Source organism: Thermus hydrothermalis (assembly GCF_022760925.1).
Taxonomy (GTDB): domain Bacteria; phylum Deinococcota; class Deinococci; order Deinococcales; family Thermaceae; genus Thermus; species Thermus hydrothermalis.
This window is the reverse complement of sequence record NZ_JAKTNT010000013.1, coordinates 56,328-79,331: the sequence shown is the minus strand read 5'-3', so window position 1 is coordinate 79,331 and position 23,004 is coordinate 56,328. Positions and strand designations below refer to the sequence as shown.

Genomic DNA, 23,004 nt, shown 5'->3' with positions numbered 1-23,004 from the left:
GCATAGCGGCCACTATTTTTTCAGATCCAGGGGATAGGTAGCAACTTGGGTTACGCTAAAGCCCCCGGTAGATGCGCCGCTCCGCCTCTATGGCCTGGTCCAGCTCCTGGATTTCCTTGAGGAGCTCCAGCCGGGGTTCCTGGGCTAAAAGGGCCTTGAGCTTGGCCCGCCTTTCCAGGTAGTAGGCTTCCCGCAGGCGGGCCAGGGTCTTTTCCATGATCTCGGGGAAGCGGGGCTCTTCCAGGGGCGGGGCCATCATGAGCTTTTCCAGGAAAAGCCCTCCCGCCTCCTTGCGGCTTAGCACCTGCCTTAGGTAGTCCCGCCGGGGCTCCCGCCGGGCTAGGTCCAGGAACTCGGCGAGGAGGGAGCCCTCAGGGGGCCAGACGTGGTCGGAAACGTAGAGAACCCAACCCGAGAAACGCTCCTCGGGCAGGGAGAGGAGAAGGGCCATGACGTCCAGCTCTAAAAGGAGGGCCCGGTCCTTGGGCTCGGCCTTGGGGGGTGGGGGCGGGGCGGGCCGGCCCCGTTTGCGGCTTGCCAGGTACTCCTCCAGTTGCCTTGGGGAAAGGCCGAGCCTTTCCACCACCAAGGCCTTTAGCCGCTCCGCCACGGGGTCAAAGGGCTCGGGGGAGAGCATCCTGGGGGTGAGGGCCTCGAGGACCTTCCGCTTGTGCTCGGGCCGGGAAAGGTCTAGGCCCTTGGCGGTTTCCTGGAAGCGGAACTCCACCTCGGGGAGCGCCTCCTCGAGGGCCCTTTGGAAAAGGGCGGGGCCATCTTCCCGCTTGAGGAGCTCCCCGGGGTCTTTGACGGGCAGGCGCACGGCGTAGAAGAGAAACTGCCGGGCCATCTCCAGGTCTAGGCTTTGCAAGGCGGCCTTCTGCCCCGCCTCGTCGGCGTCAAAGGCCAGGTAGACCTCCCGCACCTCTTGGCTTTTCAAAAGCCTGGCCTGTTCCTCGGAAAGGCCTGCGCCCAGCACGGCCACGGTTTCGCCAAAGCCCATCTGGTGCAGGGCGATGGCGTCAAAAAGCCCCTCCACCACGATGGCCCGCCCCTCCCGGAGCCTGGCCCTGGCCTCGGGGTAGGCGAAGAGGACCTCCCGCTTGCGAAAAAGGGGGGTTTCCGGGGAGTTCAGGTACTTGGGGGTTTCCTCCCCCAAGGCCCTTCCCGTGAAGGCCACGATGCGGCCCAGGTGGTCCTTGATGGGGAAGGTGATGCGGTGCCGGAAGCGGTCAAAGAAGCGCCCGTCCTTCTCCGCCAGCACCCCAGCCTTTACGCCCTCTTCCGGGCTCACCCCGTGGCGCACGAGGTGGGTGAGAAGGCCATCGGCCTTGGCCGGGGCATAGCCCAGGCCAAAGCGGGCCACGCTTTCCTCGGTGAGGCCCCGGTTTTGGAGGTAGCCCTTGGCCTCCTCCGAGGCGGCGAGGCCTTCCTGGAAGTAGGCCTGGGCCAGGCGCAATACCTCCAGAAGCTCCTTGCGGTTTTGCGGGGCGCCGGGCTTTTTGGGAAGCTCCACCCCGGCCTCCTCCGCCAGGCGCTCTAGGGCTTGGGGGAAGTCCAGGCCCTCTATGCGCTCCACGAAGGCGAACAGGTCCCCGCCCGCCTTGCAGCCGAAGCAGTGGAAGAGGCCCTTTTCCTCGTCCACGTAGAAGGAAGGGGTCTTCTCCTGGTGGAAGGGGCAAAGGCCCTTCCAGCGCCCCCGGCCTGCGGGCTTTAAGGCCACGTAACGCCCCACCACCTCCTTTAAGGAGAGGCGGCGCTTGATGGCCTCTACCGCTTGCGCCGTGTCCATACCTTCCCCCGCTCAGCCCAGAGGTGTTGGACCCACCTCCCCAGGATACCGTATCCCCGGAGTTCCCGTCCCGGGGGTTCGCCGGCGAGCAGGCCCTGCCAGGCCCGGGTGAGGGGGACCGAGGGGGTAAAGCCCAGGAGGTGCTCCACCGGCTCCCCGCTTTCCAGGAGCAGTTGGGCCCTTAAAAGCCTTGCCGCCTCGTGGTGGACGGCGAAGCCCGTGCGGTGGGTCTGGTAGAGGAGGTGCTGGGAGAGGGCCTGGGCCTTCCTCGGCGCCGTGGGCCAGAGGTATAGGGCCAAGGAGGTGAGGGCCAGGTGGTGGACGTAGGGGTTGGCGAGGCGGCGGGCTTCCCGCAGGGCCTCTTTGAAAAAGGGCACGGGGTCCAGGCCCTTTTGCCAGCGGTGATGGGCCAGGGCCAAGGCGGCGAGGCCCCGGCCGTCCGGGTGCTTGAGGGCCTCCTGGAAAAGGTCCTCGCGGAAGTGGCCCCTAAGGGTCCAGGCGGTGAGGAGGGCGGCGGCGAGCCAGGGGTGGGGGGCTTCCCGGTAGTAGGCCTCCCCCTCCGAAAGGGCCTGGGGCAGGTGGCCCGTTTCCAGAAGGAGGCGCAACCGGGTGGCCCGGAAGCGCACCTGGGCCTCGAGGTCCCCTTCCCCCCCTTCCGCCAAAAGGGTTTCCGCCTCCCGGTAGCGGCCCAGGTCCATGAGGAGCCCTGCCCGGAGGCTTCGGCGGTGAAGGTGGAGCGGTGGGGGTAAGGCGGGGTGGAAGGGGCTTAGAACCTCCAGGGCCCGCTGGGGCTGGAAGCGGCGCCAAAGGGCCCCGGCCAGGAGGAGGCGGGCCTGGGCTTCCTCCAAGGGGTAGGGCTTGAGCCCGGGGAGGAGGGGGAGGAGGTCTAGGGGGTCCTTGGCTTCCCGGAAGGCTTGGAGGATGGGGTCTTGGGACCTGGGGCCTTCCCGGGCCTCCTCCCCTTGGCCCAAGGAGGCGCGGGCATCCTGAAGCTCTTGGGCCAACACCGCCTTCCAAGACGGGGGGGCCACTTGGAGGGCCTTCTGGTAGTGGGGGATGGCCCTTTCGGGGCGGCCTTCCCGCCAGGCGGACTGGGCCAGGGAGCGGAGGATTTGGGCGGCTTCCAGGGCTTTCCCGGCCTGGGCCAGGTGGAAAGCGGCCTGGGGTAGGTTCTGCGCTTCCAGGTGAAAGCGGGCGGCCTCCCCGTGCCAGGCCCTGGCCGTGGCCTCGGGGACCAGGGCCAGGGCGGCTTCCCGCACCCCCGCCAAAGGGCTTTCCCCTTCCAACAGGCCCTCCCGGAGGAGCCTCTCCTTGGAGAAGGGGCCCACCAGTTCCTTCACCAAGGCTTCTGGGGCCTCCCCCAAGACCCCGTAGGCCAAAAGGGCCCGCCTCTCCCCCGGGGGCAGGGCGTCCAGGGCGGGCTGGAGGGCGAGGAGGGGAGGCGCTTTCCTCCCCTTTAGGGCCAGGCTAGGGGCGAAGAGGGGAAGGCGGCTTTCCACCAGGAGGAGGAGGTTTTCGGGAAGCTCGCCTTGGAGGAAGCGCTCCAGGGTGCGGTCGGGGGTGTGGAGGTCCTTGAGGACCACGAGGAGGGGCCTTTCCAAGCTGGCCAAAAGCCGCTTCCAGGCCTCGAGGATGGCCGCCTCCAGGTCCTCGCGGGGCCAAGGGGGGCGGCCCTGGAGGCCCAGGCTATAGCGGAAGGCCAGGGCGAGGGGGGCGGGGAGGCCCGCCTTGGCCAGGAGGGCATCGGGGTCGCCCAAGGCGGCTTCCACCGCCTGGCGGAGGCTTGCCCGCAAGGGGGTTTCCGGGCCCATGCGCTCCAGGAGCGCCACGGGAAAGGGAGGGTTTTGCAAAAGCTTCTCTATAAGAAGGCTTTTGCCGCTTCCCGGGGGGCCCACCAGGTTGAGCCGGGCGGGGGGGTGGGCCAGGGCGCGGCGCACCTCCTGGAGGAGGCGCAGTCCCTCGGGGTCCAGGGCGATTTCCACCCGCTGTACCCGGTGTACCGGCACCTCCCCCAGGCCCCGGGCCTCCCGGTGGCCCAAGAACTCCGCCCGGGCCCCCTGGGCCAGGGCCAGGGTGGTGGCGTCCGCCAGGACCTCCCCCGGGGCGGCCAGTTTGGAAAGCCGCTCCGCCAGGACCACGGGGCTTCCCACCGCCGTGGGCTCCCCCGCTTGGCCGCTTCCCAAAGGGGCCCAGAGCACCTCCCCGCTCGCCACCCCGGCCCGGGCGGGAAAGGGGGAAGCCTTCACCATGTCCAGGGCGGCCTCCAAGGCCCGCCAGGGCTCCAGGCCCCTGGCCCGCGGTGCCCCAAAGAGGACCAAAATCCCGTCCCCCAGGAAGCGGTGGACGAAGCCTCCTCGAGCCCGGGCGGCCCGGGCGGCCCCTTCCAGGGCCCCCTGTAGCCGCGCGTAGGCGGAGTCCAGGCCTTCTTGGAAGCCCCGACTGGAGTCCACCAGGTCAAAGAAGACCACGCTGACAAAGCGCCGCTCCTCGGGCAGGATGGCTCCTAGGGCACGGCCACAGGCCATGCAGAACCGGGCCTCGGGGGGGTTTTTGTGCCCGCACTCGCAGCGCACGGCTACTCCCGGAAGAGCATCAAAGGGGGGTGGAGGAGGACCTCGGCCCTTGCGGGCAGGGGCACCTCGGCGTAGACCACCACGGGGAGAGGGGCCTTGAGGAGGTAAAACCCCTCCCCCAGGGGCACCGCCTCCCCGCCCAAGCGGTAGCGGTCCTTCCTGCGCTCTAGGAAGGGGGCTCCTTCTAGGGGCTTGGCCTCCGCCACCACCCCGTGGAGGAGGATGCGGGCGGGCCCAGCGGGGGCGGGGGGGGCACCCCGGTCAAAGGCGTAGACGATGGTGCCCTCCACGAGGGCCTCGAGGAGGGGGCTCCCCCAGGGCTCGGGAAAGAGGTAGGCCTGGACAGCGTACGCCTGGAAGCGGGCGAAGAAGGTTTCGGGGCTTTCCTCCACCGGGGCCATGAGAAGAGTTTAAGGGCCCCGGAGGGCCCTTGGGAAGCCGCTTAGGTGGGGTTAGGGAGTGTAGGTCAAGCTGAAGCGCTCCTCCACGGGGTAGGCCTGCCCGTTCACCCAAACGGTTCCGGACAGGTTGTAGACCAGGGCGAAGCCGTTTTGGTACTCGGCCTGGACCCGGATGCCAAGGGAAAGCCGCAGGTTATAGGTCTGGCCCCGGAAGGTCACCTGGCTTTGGCCTTGGTGTTGGTAGGTGAAGAGGGCACCGCTTCCCGAGCCCTGGGCCGAGCCGGTGAAGGTGAAGGACAGGTTGCGGTATTCTAGCGGCTCGGGTTCGGCGAAAGCGCACTGCGCCCCTTGAACGCTCCCCGAGAAGCTCACGCCGCTATCGCTCCAGTTGGGGGTGTGCCGGATCTCCAAGCTACCCCCGGCAGGACAGGTCTTGGTGGAGGTCAGGGTGATGCCCGTGGGACTTAAGCTTCCTTGGGGCTCGGGCGTGGCTGGTACGAGTAGGGGGGCCAGGGGCTTCACCATGGCCTCCACGTCCTGGGCGCTCAGGGATGGCCCTTGGGTGCAGGCGCTGAGGAGGCCCGCTAGGAGAATACCCGGTATAAAAAGCAACCTTAAACGCTTTATGGCTTTAGTTTAGAGTTCGCCCAGGAGCCCTGTCAAGGTCCCACGCTTGCCGCCAGGCCAGGGCCTGGGCCAGGTGGAGGGCCGCCTTCTTGTCCAGGTACTGGTTGCCGTTCCCGCACTTGGGGGAGAGGACGCACCGGGGGCAGCCCTCCTCGCAGGGGCAACGCTTGAGGAGTTCCAGGGTGGCCCGTACCCACTCGGGAAAGCGGCGGGCGGCGGCCCGGGCGTAGCCCACCCCGCCGGGGTAGCCGTCGTAGATGAAGACGGTGGGGCCGGCGCCGGAAGGGAGGGGCCTGGGGTAGAAGGGGTAGGAGAGCCCCCCGATGTCCTGCCGTTCCGCCAGGACGAAAAGGGGCAGGAGGCCGATCATGGCGTGCTCCAGGGCGTGGATCCCCCCGGGGATCTGGTGGGGGGGCACCGCCTCCGGGGGGTGGAACCAAAGGGCCTCCGTGGGGAAGGAGACCTCGGGAAGCTCCAAGGGCACCTCCTCCAGGACGCTTCCCGTGAAGAAGCGCTTCTTCACGTAACCCACCACCCGTTCCCGGATGACCACCTTCCCCACCCAGACCCCCTGGCCTACGGGCTCCCCGGTGAGGACCTCCAGGTCCGTTTCCGCCCGGGGCTCGGTGTAGTAGTCCTCCAGGGCGGGGAGGAGCCAGATTTCCCGTCTCGAGGGGTCCACGTTCCGCACCAGGTAGCTTTCCCCCCCGTGGAGGTAGATGGCCCCGGGGTGGGCTTCCCAGTAGGCCTGGCGCTCGTCCAGGTAGCCCAGCACCTCCCCTTCTGGGCCCCTCAGGGTGAAGGTGGCCCCAAGGCCCCTCAAGGAGAGCGCCCGGTGGGGCCGCCTCCTTTGGGTGTAAAAGCGGCCCTCCTTCTCCTGGAGTTCCGCCAGGGCCTCCCGGCAAAGCACCTCCTCCCGCGAAAGGGGCATCTCCCAGGCGGCGGCGTGGAGGTGCAGGGGGCAGAGGACGGGGTTCTTGGGGTCGGCCACCGCCATCTCGGGGGGGGTTTCCAGGAGGAGCTCGGGGCGGTGGAGGAAGTACTCGTCCAGGGGGTCTTCCCGGGGGATGTAGACCACCAGGGCCCGCCGCTCCCCCCGCCCCGCCCGCCCTGCCCGCTGCCAGAAGGCGGAAACCGAGCCGGGGTAGCCCACCAGGACCACGGCGTCCAGCTCCCCGATGTCCACCCCGAGCTCCAGGGCGCTGGTACTCACCAGGACCCGCACCGCCCCCTCCTTCAGGGCCTCCTCCAGCTTCCGCCTTTCCCGGGCGGTGTAGCCCGCCCGGTAGGGCCTGACCCCGGGGTGGGCGGCGTAGCGGGCGATGAGCTCGGCGCTTTTGCGGGCGTTGGCGAAAACCAGGGCCCTAAGCCCCCCTTCCGCCAGGGCCCGGGCCAGGTAGGCGGCCTCGAGGAGGGGGCTTCGCCGCCTTTCCCCTTTGCGGTCTAGGGGCTTGGGCAGGAGGACCAGGAGTTCCCTTTCCGAACGGGCCACCTCCTCCTTGAGTTCGGCGAAGGGAAGGCCCGTGAGGTTTTCCGCATGTTCCCGGGCGTTGCCGATGGTGGCGCTGGCGGCGATGACCTGGGGGTTCGCCCCGTAGTGGCGGGCGAGGCGGAGGAGGCGGAAGAGGACCAGGGCCACGTGGGTGCCGAAAACCCCCCGGTAGGCGTGGAGTTCGTCCAGGACGATGTAGCGGAGGCGGGCAAGGAAGGGGGCCCACTCCCCGTGCCGGGGCAGGAGGCCGAAGTGGAGCATATCGGGGTTGGAGAGGAGGACCTGGCCTTCTTCCCGCGCCCGTTTCCGGGTGCTTCCCGGGGTGTCCCCGTCGTAGGGGTAGACCCCTTTTGCCCCCAGGGCCTCCGCCATGGCCCTAAGGCGCCGGAGCTGGTCGTGGGCTAGGGCCTTGGTGGGGAAGAGGAGGAGGCTCGTTTCCCCTTCTAGGGCGGCCTTGAGCACGGGGATTTGGAAGACGAGGCTCTTGCCGGCGGCGGTGGAGTAGGCCATGACCAGGTTTCGGCCCGCCGCCACCAGGTCCAAGGCTTCCTGCTGGTGGCGGAAGGGCATGAGCCCCAAGGCTTCCAAGACCCCAGCGAAGGGCCCCTGGGGCGCCACCCTTTCCGGGGGTCTTCGGGGAAGGAGGCGGGCGAAGACGATGCGCCCCTGGAACTCGGGGTCGGCCTCGAGCCACTCCCGGTAGCTCTCCCACCCCCTGAGGGCTTCGGGCAGCACCCCCTTATTATGGGCCCATGATCCTCACCACTACCCCAGACGTGGAAGGGCACCGGATTGAGGCCTACTTGGGCGTGGTTTTCGGCGAGGCCATCGTGGGCGCCAACCTTTTCCGGGACCTTTTCGCCCAGATCCGGGACATCGTGGGCGGCCGGAGCGGGGCCTACGAGGCCGAGCTCAAACGGGCGCGGGAGATCGCTTTAGCGGAGCTGGCGGAGGCGGCCAGGCGGCTTGGGGCGGACGCCGTGGTGGGCATAGACGTGGACTACGAGGTCCTGGGCCAGGGCAACTCCATGCTCATGGTCACCGTAAGCGGCACCGCTGTGCGCCTTGCCTAAAGCTGCCTCACCCAGACCTCGTGGATCACGGGGTGGCCGTGGTAGGGGGCCCAGAAGGGGGTGGCCCGCTTGGCGTAGAGGCGGAAGCCTAGGCTCCGGTAGAGCTTGCGGGCGGCTTGGTTGGCGCGGGTGGTGGAAAGCTGCACCCCGGGCACCCCTTTTTCCTTGAGGCAGTCCAAGAAGGCGGCGAGGAGGGCCCGGCCCGCCCCGTGGCCCTGGGCCTCGGGGCGCACGGAGATATGCAGGTGGGCGGGGTAGCGGTCCTTGGGGGCCTTCGGGCCTGGGAAAAGGAGGAGGCGGAGGAGGTAGCGGAGGTGGGGCAGGGTGGGGCCGTAGCGGCCGAGGAGGAGCCTGAGGAGGAGAAGGGGTAGCCGGGGGAGGAGGTCAAGGAGGAGCGCCCGATCGGAGCAGGCCCCGAGGATATAGCCCACCACCTCCCCCCCTTCCTCGGCCACCAGGTTGCAACACCCCCGCCTGAGGTAAGGGGCCACGAAGAGCTCCCCCCAAAGGGTCTCGCTGGGGAAGACCTGCCTGCCCTCCCTGCCCAGAAGGAGGGTTTGGTGGGAGATGCGGGCGATGGCGGGGAGGTCTTGGGGCGTGGCCCGCCGCACCTTGGGCACGGTTCCAGTCTACCCCCGGGTAGAATGCCCCTCGTGCGCCGTCTGGCCCCGTGGCAGTGGCTTCTCCTTCTTCTCCTCGCCTATTTCGCCCTGGCGGAGGCCCTGAGGCTTTGGCTGGGGCTCGTTTGGGCGGAACGGGTGGCGGTCCTCCTGGCGGCCTTGGGGGTTTGGGCCTTCATCAACGGGCGCTTCCTCTTCGCCTACTACCACGCTTTTTTCGCCTCCTTGAGGACCCGGGGGCTTCCCGTGGCGGAGGAGCCGGGGGAGGAGCACCTCCTCGTCCTCGCCCCCCATCCCGACGACGAGGTGTTGGCGGCGGCGGGGCGCATGCGCCGGGTGGCCCTCCGGGGCGGGCGGGTCACGGTGGTCTACCTCACCTCGGGGGACGCCTTTGACCTGGCGGCGGGTAGCCCCTTGCCCTCCCAGGAAGCCATGCGCCGCTTGGCCTTAAGGCGCATGGTGGAGGCCTGGCGGGGCCTCGAGGCCCTGGGGCTTCCGCGGGAAAGCGCCATCTTTCTGGGCTTTCCCGACCAGGGGCTTTTCGCCCTCTTCACCACCCACTACTACCTGCCCTGGGAAAGCCCCTACACCGGCCTAAAGGCCGTGGCCTACCCCGGGTGTTACCGCCCCGGGCTCCCCTATACGGGAAAGGCCCTGGAGGGGGTCTTGCTGGAGCTCTTGCGGGCGCTTAGGCCAAGCCGCATCCTCCTGCCAAGCCCCCTGGACGCCCACCGGGACCACCAGGCCACCGCCTACTTCGGCATGCAGGCGGCGGCGGCCTTGGGGATGGAGGGGCTTTTGGAGTACTACGTGATCCACGGGGGGTACCAGTACCCCCTGCCCAAGGGCCTCCACCCCCGGCTTCCCCTCTACCCGCCGCCTAGGGGAAGGGGGCTTCCCTGGCGGCGCTTTCCCCTCACGGAAGCGGAGGTGCGCCTGAAGGAGAGGGCCATCCGGGCCCACCGGAGCCAGATGCGCCTTTTGGGGCGGTTTCTCCTGGCCTTCGTGCGCCAGAACGAGCTCTTTAGCCCCTTGCCCATCCCCGCCAAGGAAGCCTTAGCCGCGGAGGAGGAGGGGTGGGCCGTCCTCGAGGGGCGGGAGGTCCTCTAGGCTCTCCAGGCCGAAGACCTCCAGGAAGCGCTCCGTGGTGCCGTAGAGCTTGGGCCGGCCCGGGGCCTCCTTCTCCCCCACCACCCGGATTAGCCCCCTTTCCAGGAGGCTTTCCAGGACGCCCTCCACGCTTTTGCCCCGCATGGCCTCCAGTTCCGCCCGGGCCACGGGCTGGTGGTAGGCGATGAGGGCGAGGACCTCCAGGGCCGCCCGGGAGAGCCTGGGGGGGCTCGGCTTAAGCACCTTCTCCACGGCGGGAAGCGCCTTCTCGTGCACCACGAGCCGCCATCCCCCGGCCACCCGCTCCAGGGCCACCCCCAGGTGGCCCTCCGCCAGGTCGGCCTCCAAGGCCTTGAGGGCCCGAAGGATCCCTTCCTCCGGGTGGCCCAGGGCGCGAAGCTCCTTGAGGCCCACGGGCCTGCCCGCGGCGAAGAGGACGGCGAGGATTTCCGCCTTCAGGCTAAGCATCCCTGAGGTAGGGGAGAAGGGCCTCCTTGGGGATGGCCCCTTCCCTTAGGACCTCCCCCGTGCGCAGGTCCACCACGCTGGAGGCAAGCCCTCCCGCCTCCCCGGGGAAGATGTAGTCCACGGCGAAGGCCTTCGCCTCCTCCGCCGTGCGCACCGGCGCTTCCCCGCTCCGGTTCAGGCTGGTGGCGGCGGTGTAGCCCCCAACCTGGCGGAGAAGCGCCCGCAGGACCTCGTGGGCCGGCATCCTTAGGCCCACGGAGCCGTCCTTGCTGATCCAGGGGGGGATGTTTTTCCCGGGCACCACCACGGTGAGCCCCCCGGGCCAGAAGGCCTCCGCCAGGCGCAGGAACTTGGCCTCGAGGGGGCCTAGCTCGGCGAGCTTTAGGGCGCTTTCCAGGTCCGCCACCAGGACCTGTAAGGGCTTTTCCTCCGGCCGCCCCTTGACCTCGTAGATGCGGCGGCAGGCAGCCTCGTCCTCCATGCGGGCGAGGACCCCGAAGACCGTGTCCGTGGGGAAGGCCACAAGCCCACCCTCCCTTAGGGTGCGGGCCGCTTCCTCCAGTTCCCTTTGGTATACTTCTGCCATGCCAGTCTACCAGTATAAGGCCCGCGACCGGCAGGGCCGCCTGGTGGAGGCCACCATTGAGGCCGAGGACCTGCGCACCGCCGCCCGGCTCCTCCGCGACCGGGGCCTTTTCGTGGCCGAAATCAAGGAGCCGGGAAAGGGGCTTAGGGCCGAGGTGCGGCTTCCCGCTTTGGAGCGGGGGCCGGGGCTAAAGGACCTGGCCATCTTCTCCCGGCAGCTCGCCACCATGCTGGGGGCAGGCCTCACCCTCCTCCAGTCCCTGGCCATCCTGGAAAGGCAGACGGAAAACAAGAAGTTCCGGGAAATCCTCAAGCAGGTGCGGGCGGACATTGAAGGCGGCATGGCTTTTTCCGAGGCCTTAGCCAAGCACAAGCTCTTCTCCCGGCTTTACGTGAACCTGGTGCGGGCGGGGGAGACCTCGGGGGGCTTGGACGTGATCCTGGACCGCCTCGCCACCTTCTTGGAGAAGGAGCTGGAGCTAAGGGGCAAGATCAGAAGCGCCATGACCTACCCGGTCATCGTCTTCGTCTTCGCCGTGGGCGTGGCCTACTTCCTCCTCACGGGCATCGTGCCCCAGTTCGCCCAGATCCTCACGGACCTGGGCTCGGAGCTTCCCCTCCTTACCCGCTTCCTCATCGCCGTTTCCAACCTGCTTCGGGCGGCCACCCTGCCCCTCCTCCTTCTGGCGGTGGTCCTCTTCTTCGTCTACCGCTGGTACTACAGCACCCCGCAGGGGCGGAAGGTCATTGACCGGATCAAGCTCCGCATCCCTGTCTTCGGTAGCCTGAACCGCAAGACGGCCGTGGCCCGCTTCTCCCGCACCCTGGCCCTCCTTCTGGGGAGCGGGGTGAACATCGTGGAGTCTTTGGACATCACCAAGGGTACGGCGGGGAACGTGGTGGTGGAGGAGATCGTGGAGGCGGCCAAGCAGAGGATCCAGCAGGGCGACCCCTTGAACCTCACCCTGGCCCAGCACCCCTTCATCTTCCCCCCCATGGTGAGCTCCATGGTGGCCATCGGCGAGGAGACGGGAGCCTTGGACACCATGCTCAACAAGCTGGCGGACTTCTACGAGCGGGAGGTGGACGAGACGGTGGCGAGCCTCACCGCGGCCATTGAGCCCCTCATGATCATCTTCCTGGGCGTGATCGTGGGCATGATCGTGGCCGGGATGTTCCTGCCGCTTTTCAAGATCATCGGCACCCTCTCCGCGCAATAAGCCTCGCTGCCACCTCCGGGGGGACCGGCATCACGGAAAGCCGGTTCCCCTTTTTCACGAGGGGGTGGTCGGGGGGGAAGCAGGCCTTGAGCTCGGCCAAGGGAATGAGGGGCCAGGCCTCGAGGAAGGCCACCTCCACCGTGTACCAACGGGGCCGCTCCGGGGTGGCCTTGGGGTCGTGGTAGGGGCTACGGGGGTCAAACTGCGTGGGGTCGGGGATCCCCGTGCGCACCACCCGGCAGAGCCCGGCGATCCCCGGGGGGTTGGCGCCCGAGTGGTAGAAGAAGCAGAGGTCCCCCGGTTGCATCCTTAGAAGGAAGTTCCGGGCCTGGTAGTTCCGCACCCCGTCCCAGATGGCCTGCCCTTCCCGCCTGAGGTCCTCTATGCTATACACCTCGGGCTCGGACTTCAAAAGCCAGTAGGCCATGCCGCCCAGTCTAAAGCCCCCTTTAGCCTGGGCAAAGCAGGGAAAGGGGGGGAGGGGAGAGGATGGGAATATGCGGACGCTTCTCCTCTTTCTCCCCTTCTTGGCGGCTTGTTCCCTGACCCTGGAGGTGGTCTACCCGGGCCACCGGATCTCGGACCTTAGGACGCAGTCCACCTACTGCGCCTATGCCAACACCCGCCTGGACTATCGCTTCTACCTGGAGGGCAGGCTGGACAGGCTGGAGTTCTACTGGCTTCCCGAAGGGGTCCACCCCGAAAACGCCCGGCCCGAGGAGCGGGCGACCCTTAGAGGCCCCATCTACGGGGGGCTTGTCCGGGGCTTCGTGGAGGTGACGCCGGAAGGGGTCATCCAGGCGGTTTCCGCCACCTCCCCCCAAGGGGCCGTGGCGCCCCAGGGGATTGGCGTGGAGCCCAACCTGCCTCCCCGGCGGCTTTGGTTGCGCGGCTTCACCGGGGGGCTTGCCGGGCCCTTTGTGGCGGGAAACCCCGTCTATCCGGACGCCTCGGCCTTCTGCGACCCCGCTTGGTAGCCTTAGGGCATGGGGGTCTTGGAGGCGGCGAGGGAGGAGCTTAGGCGGCTTTTGGGCAAAAGGGCCCTCCTTTCCCGGCCGGAGAAGGAGGTCTACCGCTACGACGCCATCCTGGTGGGGGAGGAGCCCTTGGCGGTGGCCCTGCCCAGGACCCGGGAGGAGGTGCAGGCCCTGGTGCGCCTCGCCCGCAGGTATGGGCTACCCCTCGTGCCCCGGGGGGCGGGAAGCGGGCTCTCCGGGGGCTCGGTGCCCCTGGGGGAGGCCATCGTGGTGGCCTTCACCCGCATGGACCGCCTGGCCCTGGACCCCGCGACCCGCACCGCCTGGGCCGAGCCCGGGGTGACCACGGCCCGGCTTTCCGAGGCGGCGAGGCCTTTTGGGCTCTTTTACCCCCCCGACCCCGCCTCCTACCGCACCAGCACCCTGGGGGGCAACCTGGGGGAGAACGCTGGGGGGCCCCTTTGCTTCAAGTATGGGGTCACGGGGGATTACCTTTTGGCCCTGGAGTTCGTGGACGCCTTTGGGGAGGCCCACCTCCTGGAAAGGAAGGCCTATGACCTCCCTGGCCTCCTGGTGGGGGCCGAGGGCACCTTGGGCCTCATCACCGGGGCCCGGGTGCGGCTTGTGCCCATTCCCCAGCACCGGGCCACCCTCATGGCGGCTTTCCCCGAGGTGGAGGCCTTGGCGGAGGCGGTTTCCCGGGCCGTTGCCCTGGGGGCGGTGCCGGCGAGGCTGGAGTTTTTGGACCCGGCTTGCGTGGACGCCGTGGAGGACTACCTGGGCATGGGCCTACCCCGGGGGCACGCCCTCCTCCTGGTGGAAACGGACGGGGACGAGGCCGAGCTCGTCCAGGAGGAGCTTTCCCTCCTGGAGGAAACCGCCAAGGCCCATGGGGCAGAGGTCCGAAAGGCCCAGGACGAGCAAGAGGCCGAGGCCCTTTGGCGGGCCCGGCGGGCGGTGAGCCCGGCCTTGGGGCGGATCCGGCCCAAGCGGGTGAACGAGGACATCGCCGTGCCCCGCTCCGCCCTGCCGGAGGTGGTGCGGGAGATCCGGGCCTTGGGGGAGGCGTATGGCCTCATCGTGGTGCAGTTCGGGCACATCGGGGACGGGAACCTCCACCCCAACATCCTCTTTGACCCCAGGCGGGAGAGCGAGGAGAGGGTATGGGAGCTCGCCCACGAGATCGCCCGGGTGGCCCTGCGGCACGGGGGGGTGCTTTCCGGGGAGCACGGGATTGGCCTCATGAAGCGGAAGTTCATGGCGGAGGCGGTGGATGGGGAGACCCTCGAGGCCTTCCGCCAGGTGAAGGCGGCCCTGGACCCTGGGGGGCTTTTCAACCCGGGCAAGCTCCTCCCCTGAGGTTTTTTGCACACAATTTTCACACATTTTGGACAAAAGTGGTTACATGGACCGCTTGGGCCGCCTCCTCTACCTGGCCGCTTGGCTCGGCCTTCCCGTGGGCATCGGCCTCCAGCTCTACTTCTACCCGCCCAAGGCCCCGGGGCTTTGGTGGGTCTATGGCGCCTTCGCCCTCCTTTTCCTCTTCGCCCTAACCCGAGGGCCGAAGCGGGCTCCCAGGTTCCTGGTCCACGGGCTTGGGGCCTACCTCCTCTTTGAGCTTTGGCGGGCCCAGGGGGAGGGGTGGGTGGTGGGGTTCTGGTCCTCGGCCCTCTACCTTCTGGCTGCCCTTGCCTACCCCGTGCCCTGGGCCCTGGCGGCCTCGGGCTTTTGGGGAGGGCTTCTCCTCCTTGCGCCCCTCCTTTGGGGATGGGAACGCCCTTACTACGCCCACTTTGCCCTGAGCCAGCCCGTCCTCCTGGCCCTTACCCTCCTTCTTGCCCGCTTTCGGGAGCTCTACGGCCGGGCGCGTTTCTGGCGGGAGCAGGCCCTCACCTGCCCCCTCACGGGGCTTCCCAACCGCCGGGCCTTGGAGATGGCCCTGGAGCGGGAGATGGCCCGGGTGGAGCGGGGGGCTAAGCCCTTTAGCCTCGTCCTCTTGGACCTGGACGACTTCAAGCGGGTGAACGACGAGAAGGGCCACCCCGAGGGGGACCGGCTCCTTAAGGAGGTGGCCCGTTACCTGGTGGCCCACGTGCGCCGGGGCGACCTGGTGGGGCGTTTTGGGGGAGAGGAGTTCGCCATCCTCCTGCCGGAGACAGACCCCCTCCAGGCCACCCGCCTGGCGGAGCGGCTTCGGGAGGGCCTCAGGGCCTTGGGCACCACGGCCAGCTTCGGCGTGGCCACCTACCGGGGGGACCTAGGGGAGCTCTACCGAAGGGCGGACGAGGCCCTTTACCGGGCCAAGCGGACAGGGAAGGACCGGGTGGTCCGGTACACGGAGGATCAGGGAAGCCGGTAGCCCGCCTGGGTTAGGACCCGCCTGGCCTCCTCCCGCTCCTCCCGGGTGGCGAAGGAGAGGCGCAAGGCCCCCGCCGCCTCCCGGATGGTGAGGACCTCTATGTCCTTGATGTTCACCCCCGCCTCTCCCAAGGCGGTGGCGATGCGGGCGATCTCCCCGGGGCGGTCCGGCACCTGGACCACCAGGTCGTACATCTCGGGGAGGAGGCTTCGCCGCACGATGGGGAGGCTATCCCGGGTGCGCTTGGCCTCTTCCGCTACCCCTAGAAGGGCCTCAGGTTCGTCTAGAAGGCCTTCCAGTTCCCAAAGCACCGCCCTTAGCTCCTCTATGGCCTCCTTCAAGGCCTCCTTGTTCTCCACCACCATGTCCCGGCTCATCCTGGGGCTTCCCGAGGCCACCCGGGTGAGGTCGCGGAAACCCCCGGCGGCCAGGAACATGAGGAGCTCCTTGTGGGGGCTTTGCGCCACCATGCGGTTTAAGGCCACGGCCAGGAGGTAGGGAAGGTGGGAGATGCGGGCCACCAGCTGGTCGTGGAGGAGGGGAGGTATTTCCAAGGGGTAAGCCCCTAGGGCCTCCACCAGGTGCCGGATGCCCTCCCGGGCCTTGGGGCTCGTGTGGGCCGTGGGGGTGAGGACCCAGACGGCGTTTTGCAAAAGCCCGGCGTGGGCGTTTTCTACCCCGGCCCGCTCGCTGCCCGCCATGGGGTGGCCGCCCAGGTAGTGGGGAAGAAACCCCTCCAGCTGGGCCACCACCTTGCCCTTCACGCTCCCCACGTCCGTCCAGAGGCTTTCGGGATGGGCCAAGGGGCCTAGGGCCTCGGCGAGGGTGGGCAGGGCCCCCACGGGGGCGGCGAGGATGCCCAGGGAAAGCTCCCCTACCCAAGGCCCCAGCTCCGCATGCACCCGGTCCGCCACCCCCAGGAAGAGGGCCTTTTCCAGGGCCAGGGGGTCTTGGTCGTAGGCGTGCACCTCCTGGGCGAGGAAGCGCTCCTTAAGCCCTAAGGCCACACTTCCCCCCAGGAGGCCCACGCCGAAGATGCCCACCTTGCCGAAGAGGGGGTTCATGCCGGGGTGGGGGCGGAAAGGGTCTTGTCCAGGGCCGCCACCAGGCGGCGCACCTTGGCCATGAGCTCGGCGAACTCGTGCTCGTGAAGCTGCTGGGCCGCGTCGGAAAGGGCCTTTTCCGGCTCGGGGTGGGTCTCCACGATGAGGCCGTCCGCCCCGGCGGCGAGGCCCGCCAGGGCCAGGGGGATGACCCATCCCCGCTTGCCCGCCGGGTGGGAGGGGTCCACCCAGACGGGGAGGTGGGTCCAGCTCTTGAGGACGGGCACGGCAGAGACGTCCAGGGTGAAGCGGGTGGCCTTCTCAAAGGTGCGGATGCCCCGCTCCACCAAGATGACCTGCATGTTCCCCCGGGAGAGAATGTACTCCGCGCTCATCAAGAACTCCTCCAGGGTCATGCTCATGCCCCGCTTGAGGAGGACGGGCTTCCTCGCCTCCCCCACCGCCTGGAGGAGGGGGAAGTTCTGGGCGTTGCGGGCCCCGATCTGGAAGGCGTCGGCATACTCCGCCACGAGTTCCACCTGCTCCGGGGAAAGGACCTCCGTGACCACGGGGAGGCCCGTTTCCTTGCGGGCCTCGGCCAGGATCTTCAGCCCTTCCACCCCAAGGCCCTGGAAGGCGTAGGGGCTCGTGCGGGGCTTGAAGGCCCCACCCCGGAGCATTCCTGCCCCGTGGGCCTTCACGTAGCGGGCCGCCCTCAGGGTCTGTTCCCGGGACTCCACCCCGCAGGGGCCCGCCGCCACCAGGACGTGCCCGCCCCCCGTTTTCCCCGTGGGGAACTCCAGGACGGTGGGGAAGGGCTGGACCTCGAGGCTCGCCAGCTTCCAAGGCTTGGAGATGGGGATGACCTCCGCCACGCCAGGGAGCGCTCGGAAATGCTCCATAAGCTCCGGCGTCGGGCCCCGCCCGATGGCCCCCACCAGGGTGGTCTCCACCCCGCGGGAGACGTGGGGCCGGTAGCCCACCTTTTCAATCTCCCGCACCACCTCTGCCAGCTCCGCTTCCGTGTGTCCCCGCTTCATCACGATGAGCATGCTCCCCTCCCAAAAACCTTGGGCGCCCCCTTTTGGGGGCGCCCGGTTGCGGTGAAAACCTATGCGGACCGCAGGGCGCCCCCGGCGGGATAATAAAAGCCGAAGTAGCGCCCTAGCCTCCGCATATTGCCCCCAAGTCTAGGGGGCATCCCCTCGGCCTGTCAAGCGCACCCGCGCCCCCACGGGGTCCAAGAGGGTTTCCTCCCGCCCAAAGGGGTCCAGGAGGGTGTAGGCGAGAAGCCCCGTGGCCCCTTCCGGGGCTTGGCGCTTTCCCGCCCAGGTGTTCGTCCCCAGGTGGTGGTGGTACCCATCCCAGGCGAAGAAGAGGGCCCCGGGGTAGGTGCGCAAGGTGACCGCCATGCCGAGCCTCCCGGCGAAGAAGGCCTCCGCCCCCTCGAGGCCTTCCACGTGCAGGTGGAGGTGGCCGAGGAGGGTTTCCGGGGGCAGGGGGGTGGCCTTGGGGTTTTCCGCCAGGAGCCTTTCCAGGTTGAGGGGCAGGGTGAACATGAGGGGCCCCTTGGGCCACTCCCCTTGGGGGCGGTCCCGGTAGAGCTCCAGGCCGTTTCCCTCGGGGTCGCGGAAGTAGAGGGCCTCGGAAACCCCGTGGTCCGCCGCCCCTTCAAAGTGGGCCCCCGCCTCGAGGAGCCTCCGGAAAACCCCGGCCAGGGCCTTGCGGTCCGGGAGGAGGAGGGCGAAGTGGTATAGCCCCAGGGAGGGGTAGGGCCTTAGGGGCGCCTCGGGGTCGTGGATAAGCTCTAGGCAAAACCCCCTTCCCTCGGGGAAGAGGCGGTAGCGGGGTGGGTCCGCCTCCACCTTTAGGCCCAGAAGGTCCCGGTAAAACCCCAAGGCGGCCCCCAGGTCCCGCACCCTTAGGGCCAAGGAGAGGAGCCGCCTGGGAAAGGGCATTACCCGGCCACCGCTTCCTTTTCCTTCACCGCCTCGGTGTCCACGCTAAAGCGCACCTCTTCCCCCACCAGCACCCCGCCCATCTCCAGGGGCACGTTCCAGGTGAGGCCGAAGTCCTTGCGGTTCAGCTTCCCCTCAAAGTGGGCGGCCATGCGCTCGTTGCCCCAGGGGTCCTTGGCGGGGCCATGGGTTTCCACCTCAAAGGCGAGGGGCCGGGTCACGCCGCGGATGGTCACCTCCCCTTCCACCCGGTAGCGCCCTTCCCCCAAGGGGGTGATGCGCTCGCTTCGGAAGACGATCTCGGGGTGGTTTTCCACGTCCAAAAAGTCCGGGGAGCGCAGGTGGTTGTCCCGGTCCGCCACCCCGGTGTGGATGCTCTTGGCGTCCAGGCGGGCCTCCACCCGGAGGGGCTTGCCGCTTTCGTCCGTCTCCACGTATCCCTCCTTGAGGTTGAGGGTGCCCTTGACCGTGGCGATCATCATATGCCGCACGGCGAACTCCACGCTGGTGTGGGTGGGGTCTAGTTTCCAACGCATACGGGCCTCCTTTGGGCCTTCGGCCCAAGAGGATAATATCTAAAGCGCTATAAGAGGTCAAGCGCTATCCCGGATAGTACGAAGGCCGGAAGGGAAGCCCTAAGGCCTCGGCGAAGGCCTCTAGGCCCAGGCGGTCCGGCTCCTCCAGGTGGTAGCGGAAGTTCCAGAGGTAGTGCTGGAGGAGAGCCGGGTCCACGCCAAGCCGCTTTCCCTCCGCCTCCGCCACCTCCTTAAGCCGGCCCAATCCCTCCCGCCTAGCCCGCCTGAGGGCCTGGACCAGGGCTTTGGGGGGAGGGTTTTCCTTGCGGTAGGCCCATACGGCGAAGACGAAGGGAAGGCGGGTCCTTTGGAACCAGAGGGCCGAGAGGTCCATCACCTCCACCTCCCCAAAGCGGGTGGGGAGGGCGTGGGGGGTTTCGGGGAGTTCCTTTAGGAGGCCAGCGTAGGCCTTTATGGCCCGGTCCCCGATGAGGAGGACGCCGTCGTGGTCTTCCAGGAGCTCCAAGCCCCCAGTCGCCTGGGCGTAGGCGGGGTTCAGCCCCTTTTCCCGGAGGAGGAGCTTGAGGAGTTCTACGCTGGTGGCGCTTTCCGTGGTGAGGGCGATGCGCTTTAGGGCCTTTAGGGGCACCTTGTGGAAGAGGTTCACGGAGTACACCCGGCCCAGCACCGCCACGGAGAAGTCGGGAAGGAGGCCCAGGGCGTCTTGGTGCTTCAGGTAGAAGTAGCTGGAAACCAGGGAAAGCCCCACCTCCCCCGAGAGCACCATGCGGTTCAGCTCCGCCGGCACCCCGTGGCGGAGGGCAAACCCGTCCGCTTCCAGGAAGCGGTAAAGGGGGGCGGTGTTGGCGTAAAGGGGCACCCCCAGGACGTAGGCCATCAGGCCTCCACCTGGTCCCAGACGCGCACCTCCCGGTAAAGGGCGTCCCGCTCCACGGGGATCCTCCCCGCCGCCAGGATGATGCGGGCGAGCTCCCGCTTGGAAAGCCCTTCCGGGGTGGGGCTTCCCGCCATGTGCACGATGCGCTCCTCAATGAGGGTGCCGTCTATATCGGTGACGCCCCAGTCCAGGGACACCTGGGCGAGCTCGGGGGTGAGGGTGGCCCAGTACCCCTTGATGTGGGGGATGTTGTCCAGGTAGAGCCGGGCCACCGCCAGGTTCCGGAGGTCGTCCAGGCCCGTGGTGAACTCCCGCTTGCCCAGCTCCCGGGCGAGCTGGTTCCCGTCGGGCTGGAAGGCCAGGGGGATGAAGCTCATGAACCCCCCCGTTTCGTCCTGGAGGCGCCGCAGGCGGTCCATGTGGTCCAGGCGCTCCTCCAGGGTTTCTATGTGCCCGTAGAGCATGGTGGCGTTGGTGGGGATGCCAAGCTCGTGGGCGGTGCGGTGGATTTCCAGCCAGCCCTCGGCGCTCACCTTGGCCCGGGCGATCCGCTTCCGCACCCTCTCGGCGAAGATCTCCGCCCCACCCCCCGGCATGGCGTCCAGGCCCGCCTCCTTCAGGGCTTGGAGCACCTCCCGGTAGGGCAGGCGGGCGATCTTGGAGAAGTGGTGGATCTCCGCCGCCGTCCAGGCCTTCACCTGGACGCCGGGGAAGCTTTCCTTCAGGGCCCGCACCAGGTCCAGGTAGTACTGGAAGGGCCTTTTGGGGTGGTGGCCGGCGGTCAGGTGGATTTCCGTGAGGCCGGGTTGGTAGCGGGCCCTAACCCAGGCCACCACCTCCTCCACGTCCCAGTCCCAGGCCCCTTCCTCGCCAAAGCGCCTTTGGAAGGCGCAGAAGGTGCAGCCCACGTAGCAGATGTTGGTCTGGGAGACCCGGATGGAGTGGACGAAGTAGGTTTTGTGGCCGTGCTTCCTCTCCCGCACCCGGTTGGCGAGGCGCATGAGGGTGGGGAGGTCCTGGGTTTCGTAAAGGACCAGGCCTTCGGCGAAGGTGAGCCTTTCCCCGGCTTCCACCTTCTCGGCGATGGGCAGGAGGCGGGGGTCCTTAATCCCCTTCACGGGGGCAGTCTACTCCCCAAGGAGGCGCCTGACCAGGGCCTCCACCTCTTTCCGCCTACCCCCCACGCTCCTTTCGGGGAGGAGGTTCCGGAGGTAGCGGTCGGTGAGGAGGAGGTCCACGTAGGGGTAGACCGTGGCCGCCATCACCGCATCCAGGAGGTCGGAAGGGCGGGGCTTGCGGGTGGGGTCCGTGGCCATGCGGGCGAGGAGCTGGGCGAGGAGGCGGACGAAGGGCACCTCCTTTAGCCCCGTGCGGGAGAGGATCTCCGCCCGGGCGGTGTGGAGGGCCTCGAGGGGAGGAAGCCCCCTTAGCCTTTCCGGAAGCCCCTGGAAGGGGGAGAGGTCCGCCGGCACCTCCCAGCTTCCCCCCCGCCAGAGGAGGTCTTCCCGGTAAAGCCCTCGCCTTTGCCGCCAGGCCACCTCCTGCCAGGGGCGCACCCAGTACCCCTCCGAGAGCTGGCCGAAGAGGGCCTGCAGGGCGGGGAGGAGGTAGCCCGCCTTCTCCTTAGGTCCCCTTTGCGGGTAAAGGGTTTCCAGGACGTGGAAGGGGCTCGGCGGGGCCAAAACCCTCCCCTTTAGGGCCTCGTAGAGCCGGCCGAAGGCCTCGTGGCCCCGTTGGCCCAGGAGGTGCTTGGCCATGCGGCTTGCGTGGTTTTGGTCCAGGTAGACCAGCACTACTCCTTGGCCTTGGCGAGCCAAAGCGCCCCCGCCAGGAGGGCCACGCCTCCGGCGAAGAGGAGGAAGTCCAGGGCGCTATTGGGCTTGAAGCCCAGCGCCTTCTCAAAGAACTTCACCACCAGGATCATGACGATGACCTGGCCCAGCTTGGCCTTTAGGTCCGAAAGGCTTTCCACCGCCAGGATGTTCCCCATGGGGAGCTCCAGGGGGCGGATGAAGAGCTCAAAAAGGCCCAGGGAGAAGAGGAGGAAGACGGCGGCCAAAAGGGCCAGGTCCACCGCCCCCACCAGGGCGGGAAGGGCCTCCTCGAGGGGGTGGGAGAGGGCCTTTAGGGCTTCGGTAAAAGCGTTCCAGGCAAAGTAGAAGGCCCCCAGGAGAAGCCCCGCCACCGGCAGGAGCATGACCCAGCGGATGAGGTGGGCGAAGGTTTCCAGGCGCATGGCTTAGGGCACGTAGGGCACGGCGGGCGGGGTTCCGGTGGAGGCCCTTTCAATGAGGAGGGGCTCAAAGCGTACCTCCCTTGGGGGGCCGGCGTACCCTTGCATCCTTTCCAGGAGGAGTTGCGCCGCCTTCGCCCCCATGGCCTCCACGGGCTGGGCGATGGTGGAAAGCCCCACCTCCTCGGCGAAGGGGTGGCCGTCAAACCCTAGGACCCGCACCTCCTTGCCCAGGGTGAGGCCGAGCCTTTCCGCCTCCTCCATGACCCCCAGGGCCACCTGGTCGGCCCCGGCGAAGACGTTGAGGGGCGGGGAGCTCTTCTCCAGGAAGTGACGGAGGGCAAGCCGCCCCCCTTCGGGGGAGAGGCGGGTGGTGTAGAGGTGGTCCTCCGGGAAAGGCCTGCCCCGCTCCTTTAGCGCCTCCAAAAACCCCGCCATGCGCTCGGCGAAGACCGTGTGGCGGAAGGCGCGGTCGGGCTCCTCCTCCACCTTCACGGCGAAGATGGCCCCGGGGAAGCGGGCCAGGTAGGTGCCCGCCATGTGCCCGCCCAGGAAGTTGTCCAGGTAGACGGAGTCGTACCGGGGGTTTTTGGTGTCCACCAGGACCACGGGCCGATCCGTGGGGAGCTTTCCCCCTTCAAAGTGCTCCGTGAGGTCGTAGGAGGCGAGGATGAGGCCGTCCGTGAGGTAGGCCAGGGTGTGGCTCTCCAAATAGCGCCTGAGCCTGGCCTCGGAGAGGATGGGGAAAAGGGCCAGGTCGTAGCGCTTTTCCAGGAGGACGCTCTCTATTCCCTCTATGAGCCTGCGGTAGAACTCCGTGGCCACGAAGGGGAGGAGGACGCTCACCGTGTAGCTCCTGCCCCCGGCGATCCGGCGGGCGTGGGGGTTAGGGGTGTAGCCCAGTTCCTCCATGGCCCTTAGGACCCGGGCCCGGGTTTCCGGGCGCACCGCAGGGTGGTTGTTGAGCACCCGGCTCACCGTGCCCAGGCCCACGCCGGCCCGGGCGGCCACCTCGTGGATGGTGGGCTTCTTCTTTCTCATGGCCTGGCACCTGGGTGGAAGC

General features: G+C 68.3%; 24 protein-coding genes. 6 read left to right on the top strand and 18 right to left on the bottom strand.

The window, feature by feature from the left end:
* Window positions 1-55: 55 nt before the first annotated feature.
* The 5 genes from dnaG to L0C60_RS09180 all read right to left on the bottom strand — a co-directional run bounded on the left by dnaG (window position 56) and on the right by L0C60_RS09180 (window position 7,617).
* Window positions 56-1,789 (bottom strand): DNA primase, encoded by a 1,734-nt coding sequence (dnaG, locus tag L0C60_RS09200; protein WP_243092687.1) that lies wholly within the window; start codon window positions 1,787-1,789, stop codon window positions 56-58.
* A complete protein-coding gene (locus L0C60_RS09195) occupies window positions 1,768-4,362 on the bottom strand; it encodes an adenylate/guanylate cyclase domain-containing protein (protein WP_234505205.1) in 2,595 nt (864 codons plus the stop codon). The genes dnaG and L0C60_RS09195 overlap by 22 nt, the downstream gene beginning before the upstream one ends.
* Window positions 4,363-4,364: 2 nt before the next feature.
* Window positions 4,365-4,763 (bottom strand): hypothetical protein, encoded by a 399-nt coding sequence (locus L0C60_RS09190; protein ID WP_243092686.1) that lies wholly within the window; start codon window positions 4,761-4,763, stop codon window positions 4,365-4,367.
* A 51-nt stretch (window positions 4,764-4,814) separates the two neighbouring features.
* Window positions 4,815-5,288: a hypothetical protein gene (locus L0C60_RS09185; protein WP_243092685.1), complete on the bottom strand. Its 474-nt coding sequence runs from the start codon at window positions 5,286-5,288 to the stop codon at window positions 4,815-4,817.
* 106 nt (window positions 5,289-5,394) lie between these two features.
* Window positions 5,395-7,617: a DEAD/DEAH box helicase gene (locus tag L0C60_RS09180; protein ID WP_234505213.1), complete on the bottom strand. Its 2,223-nt coding sequence runs from the start codon at window positions 7,615-7,617 to the stop codon at window positions 5,395-5,397.
* A 17-nt stretch (window positions 7,618-7,634) separates the two neighbouring features.
* On the opposite strand from L0C60_RS09180, the gene L0C60_RS09175 reads away from it, so the two are divergent.
* The gene (locus tag L0C60_RS09175) at window positions 7,635-7,955 is read left to right on the top strand and encodes a heavy metal-binding domain-containing protein (protein WP_234505214.1); all 321 of its coding nucleotides are present in this window, start codon (window positions 7,635-7,637) and stop codon (window positions 7,953-7,955) included.
* Here the strand turns inward: L0C60_RS09175 and L0C60_RS09170 are convergent.
* A complete protein-coding gene (locus L0C60_RS09170) occupies window positions 7,952-8,575 on the bottom strand; it encodes a GNAT family N-acetyltransferase (RefSeq protein WP_234505216.1) in 624 nt (207 codons plus the stop codon). The two genes, L0C60_RS09175 and L0C60_RS09170, sit on opposite strands and share 4 nt — an antisense overlap.
* 33 nt (window positions 8,576-8,608) lie before the next feature.
* On the opposite strand from L0C60_RS09170, the gene L0C60_RS09165 reads away from it, so the two are divergent.
* Entirely contained in the window at window positions 8,609-9,685 is a 1,077-nt protein-coding gene (locus L0C60_RS09165; RefSeq protein WP_234505218.1) for a PIG-L deacetylase family protein, read from the top strand.
* Here the strand turns inward: L0C60_RS09165 and scpB are convergent.
* Together scpB and L0C60_RS09155 are read right to left on the bottom strand one after the other, a co-directional pair.
* Window positions 9,632-10,153 (bottom strand): SMC-Scp complex subunit ScpB, encoded by a 522-nt coding sequence (gene scpB / locus L0C60_RS09160; RefSeq protein WP_234505220.1) that lies wholly within the window; start codon window positions 10,151-10,153, stop codon window positions 9,632-9,634. The genes L0C60_RS09165 and scpB overlap by 54 nt on opposite strands.
* On the bottom strand, window positions 10,146-10,739 hold the full coding sequence (locus L0C60_RS09155; protein ID WP_234505222.1) for an L-threonylcarbamoyladenylate synthase: 594 nt from the start codon (window positions 10,737-10,739) through the stop codon (window positions 10,146-10,148). Before L0C60_RS09155 ends, scpB begins: the two co-directional genes overlap by 8 nt.
* Here L0C60_RS09155 and pilC point away from each other — a divergent pair.
* On the top strand, window positions 10,738-11,958 hold the full coding sequence (gene pilC, locus L0C60_RS09150; RefSeq protein WP_234505224.1) for a type IV pilus assembly protein PilC: 1,221 nt from the start codon (window positions 10,738-10,740) through the stop codon (window positions 11,956-11,958). The genes L0C60_RS09155 and pilC overlap by 2 nt on opposite strands.
* Here pilC and L0C60_RS09145 read toward each other — a convergent pair.
* A complete protein-coding gene (locus L0C60_RS09145) occupies window positions 11,933-12,385 on the bottom strand; it encodes an EVE domain-containing protein (protein WP_234505226.1) in 453 nt (150 codons plus the stop codon). The two genes, pilC and L0C60_RS09145, sit on opposite strands and share 26 nt — an antisense overlap.
* 70 nt (window positions 12,386-12,455) lie before the next feature.
* Between L0C60_RS09145 and L0C60_RS09140 the strand changes: the two genes are divergently transcribed.
* From L0C60_RS09140 to L0C60_RS09130, 3 genes are read left to right on the top strand one after another with little or no spacing between them, the layout of a single operon-like run.
* Window positions 12,456-12,935: a hypothetical protein gene (locus L0C60_RS09140; RefSeq protein ID WP_234505228.1), complete on the top strand. Its 480-nt coding sequence runs from the start codon at window positions 12,456-12,458 to the stop codon at window positions 12,933-12,935.
* 9 nt (window positions 12,936-12,944) lie between these two features.
* Window positions 12,945-14,294, top strand: a complete 1,350-nt coding sequence (locus L0C60_RS09135) for an FAD-binding oxidoreductase (RefSeq protein ID WP_243092684.1) — start codon at window positions 12,945-12,947, stop codon at window positions 14,292-14,294.
* A 46-nt stretch (window positions 14,295-14,340) separates the two neighbouring features.
* Window positions 14,341-15,294 carry a GGDEF domain-containing protein gene (locus L0C60_RS09130; RefSeq protein WP_243092683.1) on the top strand — a complete coding sequence of 318 codons (954 nt, stop codon included), beginning with the start codon at window positions 14,341-14,343 and terminating at the stop codon, window positions 15,292-15,294.
* On the opposite strand, the gene L0C60_RS09125 is transcribed toward L0C60_RS09130, so the two are convergent.
* The 9 genes from L0C60_RS09125 to L0C60_RS09085 form a co-directional block, all read right to left on the bottom strand.
* Window positions 15,279-16,358, bottom strand: a complete 1,080-nt coding sequence (locus L0C60_RS09125) for a prephenate dehydrogenase (protein ID WP_071677470.1) — start codon at window positions 16,356-16,358, stop codon at window positions 15,279-15,281. The two genes, L0C60_RS09130 and L0C60_RS09125, sit on opposite strands and share 16 nt — an antisense overlap.
* A complete protein-coding gene (gene aroF / locus L0C60_RS09120) occupies window positions 16,355-17,389 on the bottom strand; it encodes a 3-deoxy-7-phosphoheptulonate synthase (RefSeq protein ID WP_071677471.1) in 1,035 nt (344 codons plus the stop codon). The genes L0C60_RS09125 and aroF overlap by 4 nt, the downstream gene beginning before the upstream one ends.
* 138 nt (window positions 17,390-17,527) lie before the next feature.
* Window positions 17,528-18,295: a VOC family protein gene (locus L0C60_RS09115; RefSeq protein ID WP_243092682.1), complete on the bottom strand. Its 768-nt coding sequence runs from the start codon at window positions 18,293-18,295 to the stop codon at window positions 17,528-17,530.
* Window positions 18,295-18,831, bottom strand: coding sequence for a YceI family protein (locus L0C60_RS09110; protein ID WP_234505241.1), 537 nt, complete (start codon window positions 18,829-18,831; stop codon window positions 18,295-18,297). The genes L0C60_RS09115 and L0C60_RS09110 overlap by 1 nt, the downstream gene beginning before the upstream one ends.
* A 64-nt stretch (window positions 18,832-18,895) precedes the next feature.
* Complete coding sequence (locus tag L0C60_RS09105; RefSeq protein WP_234505243.1) at window positions 18,896-19,708, bottom strand: menaquinone biosynthetic enzyme MqnA/MqnD family protein; 813 nt, start codon at window positions 19,706-19,708, stop codon at window positions 18,896-18,898.
* Window positions 19,708-20,826 carry an aminofutalosine synthase MqnE gene (mqnE, locus tag L0C60_RS09100; RefSeq protein WP_234505245.1) on the bottom strand — a complete coding sequence of 373 codons (1,119 nt, stop codon included), beginning with the start codon at window positions 20,824-20,826 and terminating at the stop codon, window positions 19,708-19,710. Before mqnE ends, L0C60_RS09105 begins: the two co-directional genes overlap by 1 nt.
* A gap of 9 nt (window positions 20,827-20,835) precedes the next feature.
* Window positions 20,836-21,501: a hypothetical protein gene (locus L0C60_RS09095; protein WP_234505247.1), complete on the bottom strand. Its 666-nt coding sequence runs from the start codon at window positions 21,499-21,501 to the stop codon at window positions 20,836-20,838.
* Window positions 21,501-21,944: a YqhA family protein gene (locus tag L0C60_RS09090; protein WP_234505251.1), complete on the bottom strand. Its 444-nt coding sequence runs from the start codon at window positions 21,942-21,944 to the stop codon at window positions 21,501-21,503. Before L0C60_RS09090 ends, L0C60_RS09095 begins: the two co-directional genes overlap by 1 nt.
* A gap of 3 nt (window positions 21,945-21,947) precedes the next feature.
* The gene (locus tag L0C60_RS09085) at window positions 21,948-22,982 is read right to left on the bottom strand and encodes a substrate-binding domain-containing protein (RefSeq protein WP_234505253.1); all 1,035 of its coding nucleotides are present in this window, start codon (window positions 22,980-22,982) and stop codon (window positions 21,948-21,950) included.
* Between the last annotated feature and the right edge of the window lie 22 nt (window positions 22,983-23,004).

What these genes read in the sequence shown, in the direction of transcription:
- dnaG (WP_243092687.1), bottom strand. Translation starts at nt 1,789, where the DNA reads ATGGACACGGCGCAAGCGGTAGAGGCCATCAAGCGCCGCCTCTCCTTA.
- L0C60_RS09190 (WP_243092686.1), bottom strand. Translation starts at nt 4,763, where the DNA reads ATGGCCCCGGTGGAGGAAAGCCCCGAAACCTTCTTCGCCCGCTTCCAG.
- L0C60_RS09185 (WP_243092685.1), bottom strand. Translation starts at nt 5,288, where the DNA reads ATGGTGAAGCCCCTGGCCCCCCTACTCGTACCAGCCACGCCCGAGCCC.
- L0C60_RS09175 (WP_234505214.1), top strand. Translation starts at nt 7,635, where the DNA reads ATGATCCTCACCACTACCCCAGACGTGGAAGGGCACCGGATTGAGGCC.
- scpB (WP_234505220.1), bottom strand. Translation starts at nt 10,153, where the DNA reads ATGCTTAGCCTGAAGGCGGAAATCCTCGCCGTCCTCTTCGCCGCGGGC.
- pilC (WP_234505224.1), top strand. Translation starts at nt 10,738, where the DNA reads ATGCCAGTCTACCAGTATAAGGCCCGCGACCGGCAGGGCCGCCTGGTG.
- L0C60_RS09155 (WP_234505222.1), bottom strand. Translation starts at nt 10,739, where the DNA reads ATGGCAGAAGTATACCAAAGGGAACTGGAGGAAGCGGCCCGCACCCTA.
- L0C60_RS09145 (WP_234505226.1), bottom strand. Translation starts at nt 12,385, where the DNA reads ATGGCCTACTGGCTTTTGAAGTCCGAGCCCGAGGTGTATAGCATAGAG.
- L0C60_RS09140 (WP_234505228.1), top strand. Translation starts at nt 12,456, where the DNA reads ATGCGGACGCTTCTCCTCTTTCTCCCCTTCTTGGCGGCTTGTTCCCTG.
- L0C60_RS09135 (WP_243092684.1), top strand. Translation starts at nt 12,945, where the DNA reads ATGGGGGTCTTGGAGGCGGCGAGGGAGGAGCTTAGGCGGCTTTTGGGC.
- L0C60_RS09130 (WP_243092683.1), top strand. Translation starts at nt 14,341, where the DNA reads ATGGACCGCTTGGGCCGCCTCCTCTACCTGGCCGCTTGGCTCGGCCTT.
- L0C60_RS09125 (WP_071677470.1), bottom strand. Translation starts at nt 16,358, where the DNA reads ATGAACCCCCTCTTCGGCAAGGTGGGCATCTTCGGCGTGGGCCTCCTG.
- aroF (WP_071677471.1), bottom strand. Translation starts at nt 17,389, where the DNA reads ATGCTCATCGTGATGAAGCGGGGACACACGGAAGCGGAGCTGGCAGAG.
- L0C60_RS09115 (WP_243092682.1), bottom strand. Translation starts at nt 18,295, where the DNA reads ATGCCCTTTCCCAGGCGGCTCCTCTCCTTGGCCCTAAGGGTGCGGGAC.
- L0C60_RS09110 (WP_234505241.1), bottom strand. Translation starts at nt 18,831, where the DNA reads ATGCGTTGGAAACTAGACCCCACCCACACCAGCGTGGAGTTCGCCGTG.
- L0C60_RS09105 (WP_234505243.1), bottom strand. Translation starts at nt 19,708, where the DNA reads ATGGCCTACGTCCTGGGGGTGCCCCTTTACGCCAACACCGCCCCCCTT.
- L0C60_RS09090 (WP_234505251.1), bottom strand. Translation starts at nt 21,944, where the DNA reads ATGCGCCTGGAAACCTTCGCCCACCTCATCCGCTGGGTCATGCTCCTG.
- L0C60_RS09085 (WP_234505253.1), bottom strand. Translation starts at nt 22,982, where the DNA reads ATGAGAAAGAAGAAGCCCACCATCCACGAGGTGGCCGCCCGGGCCGGC.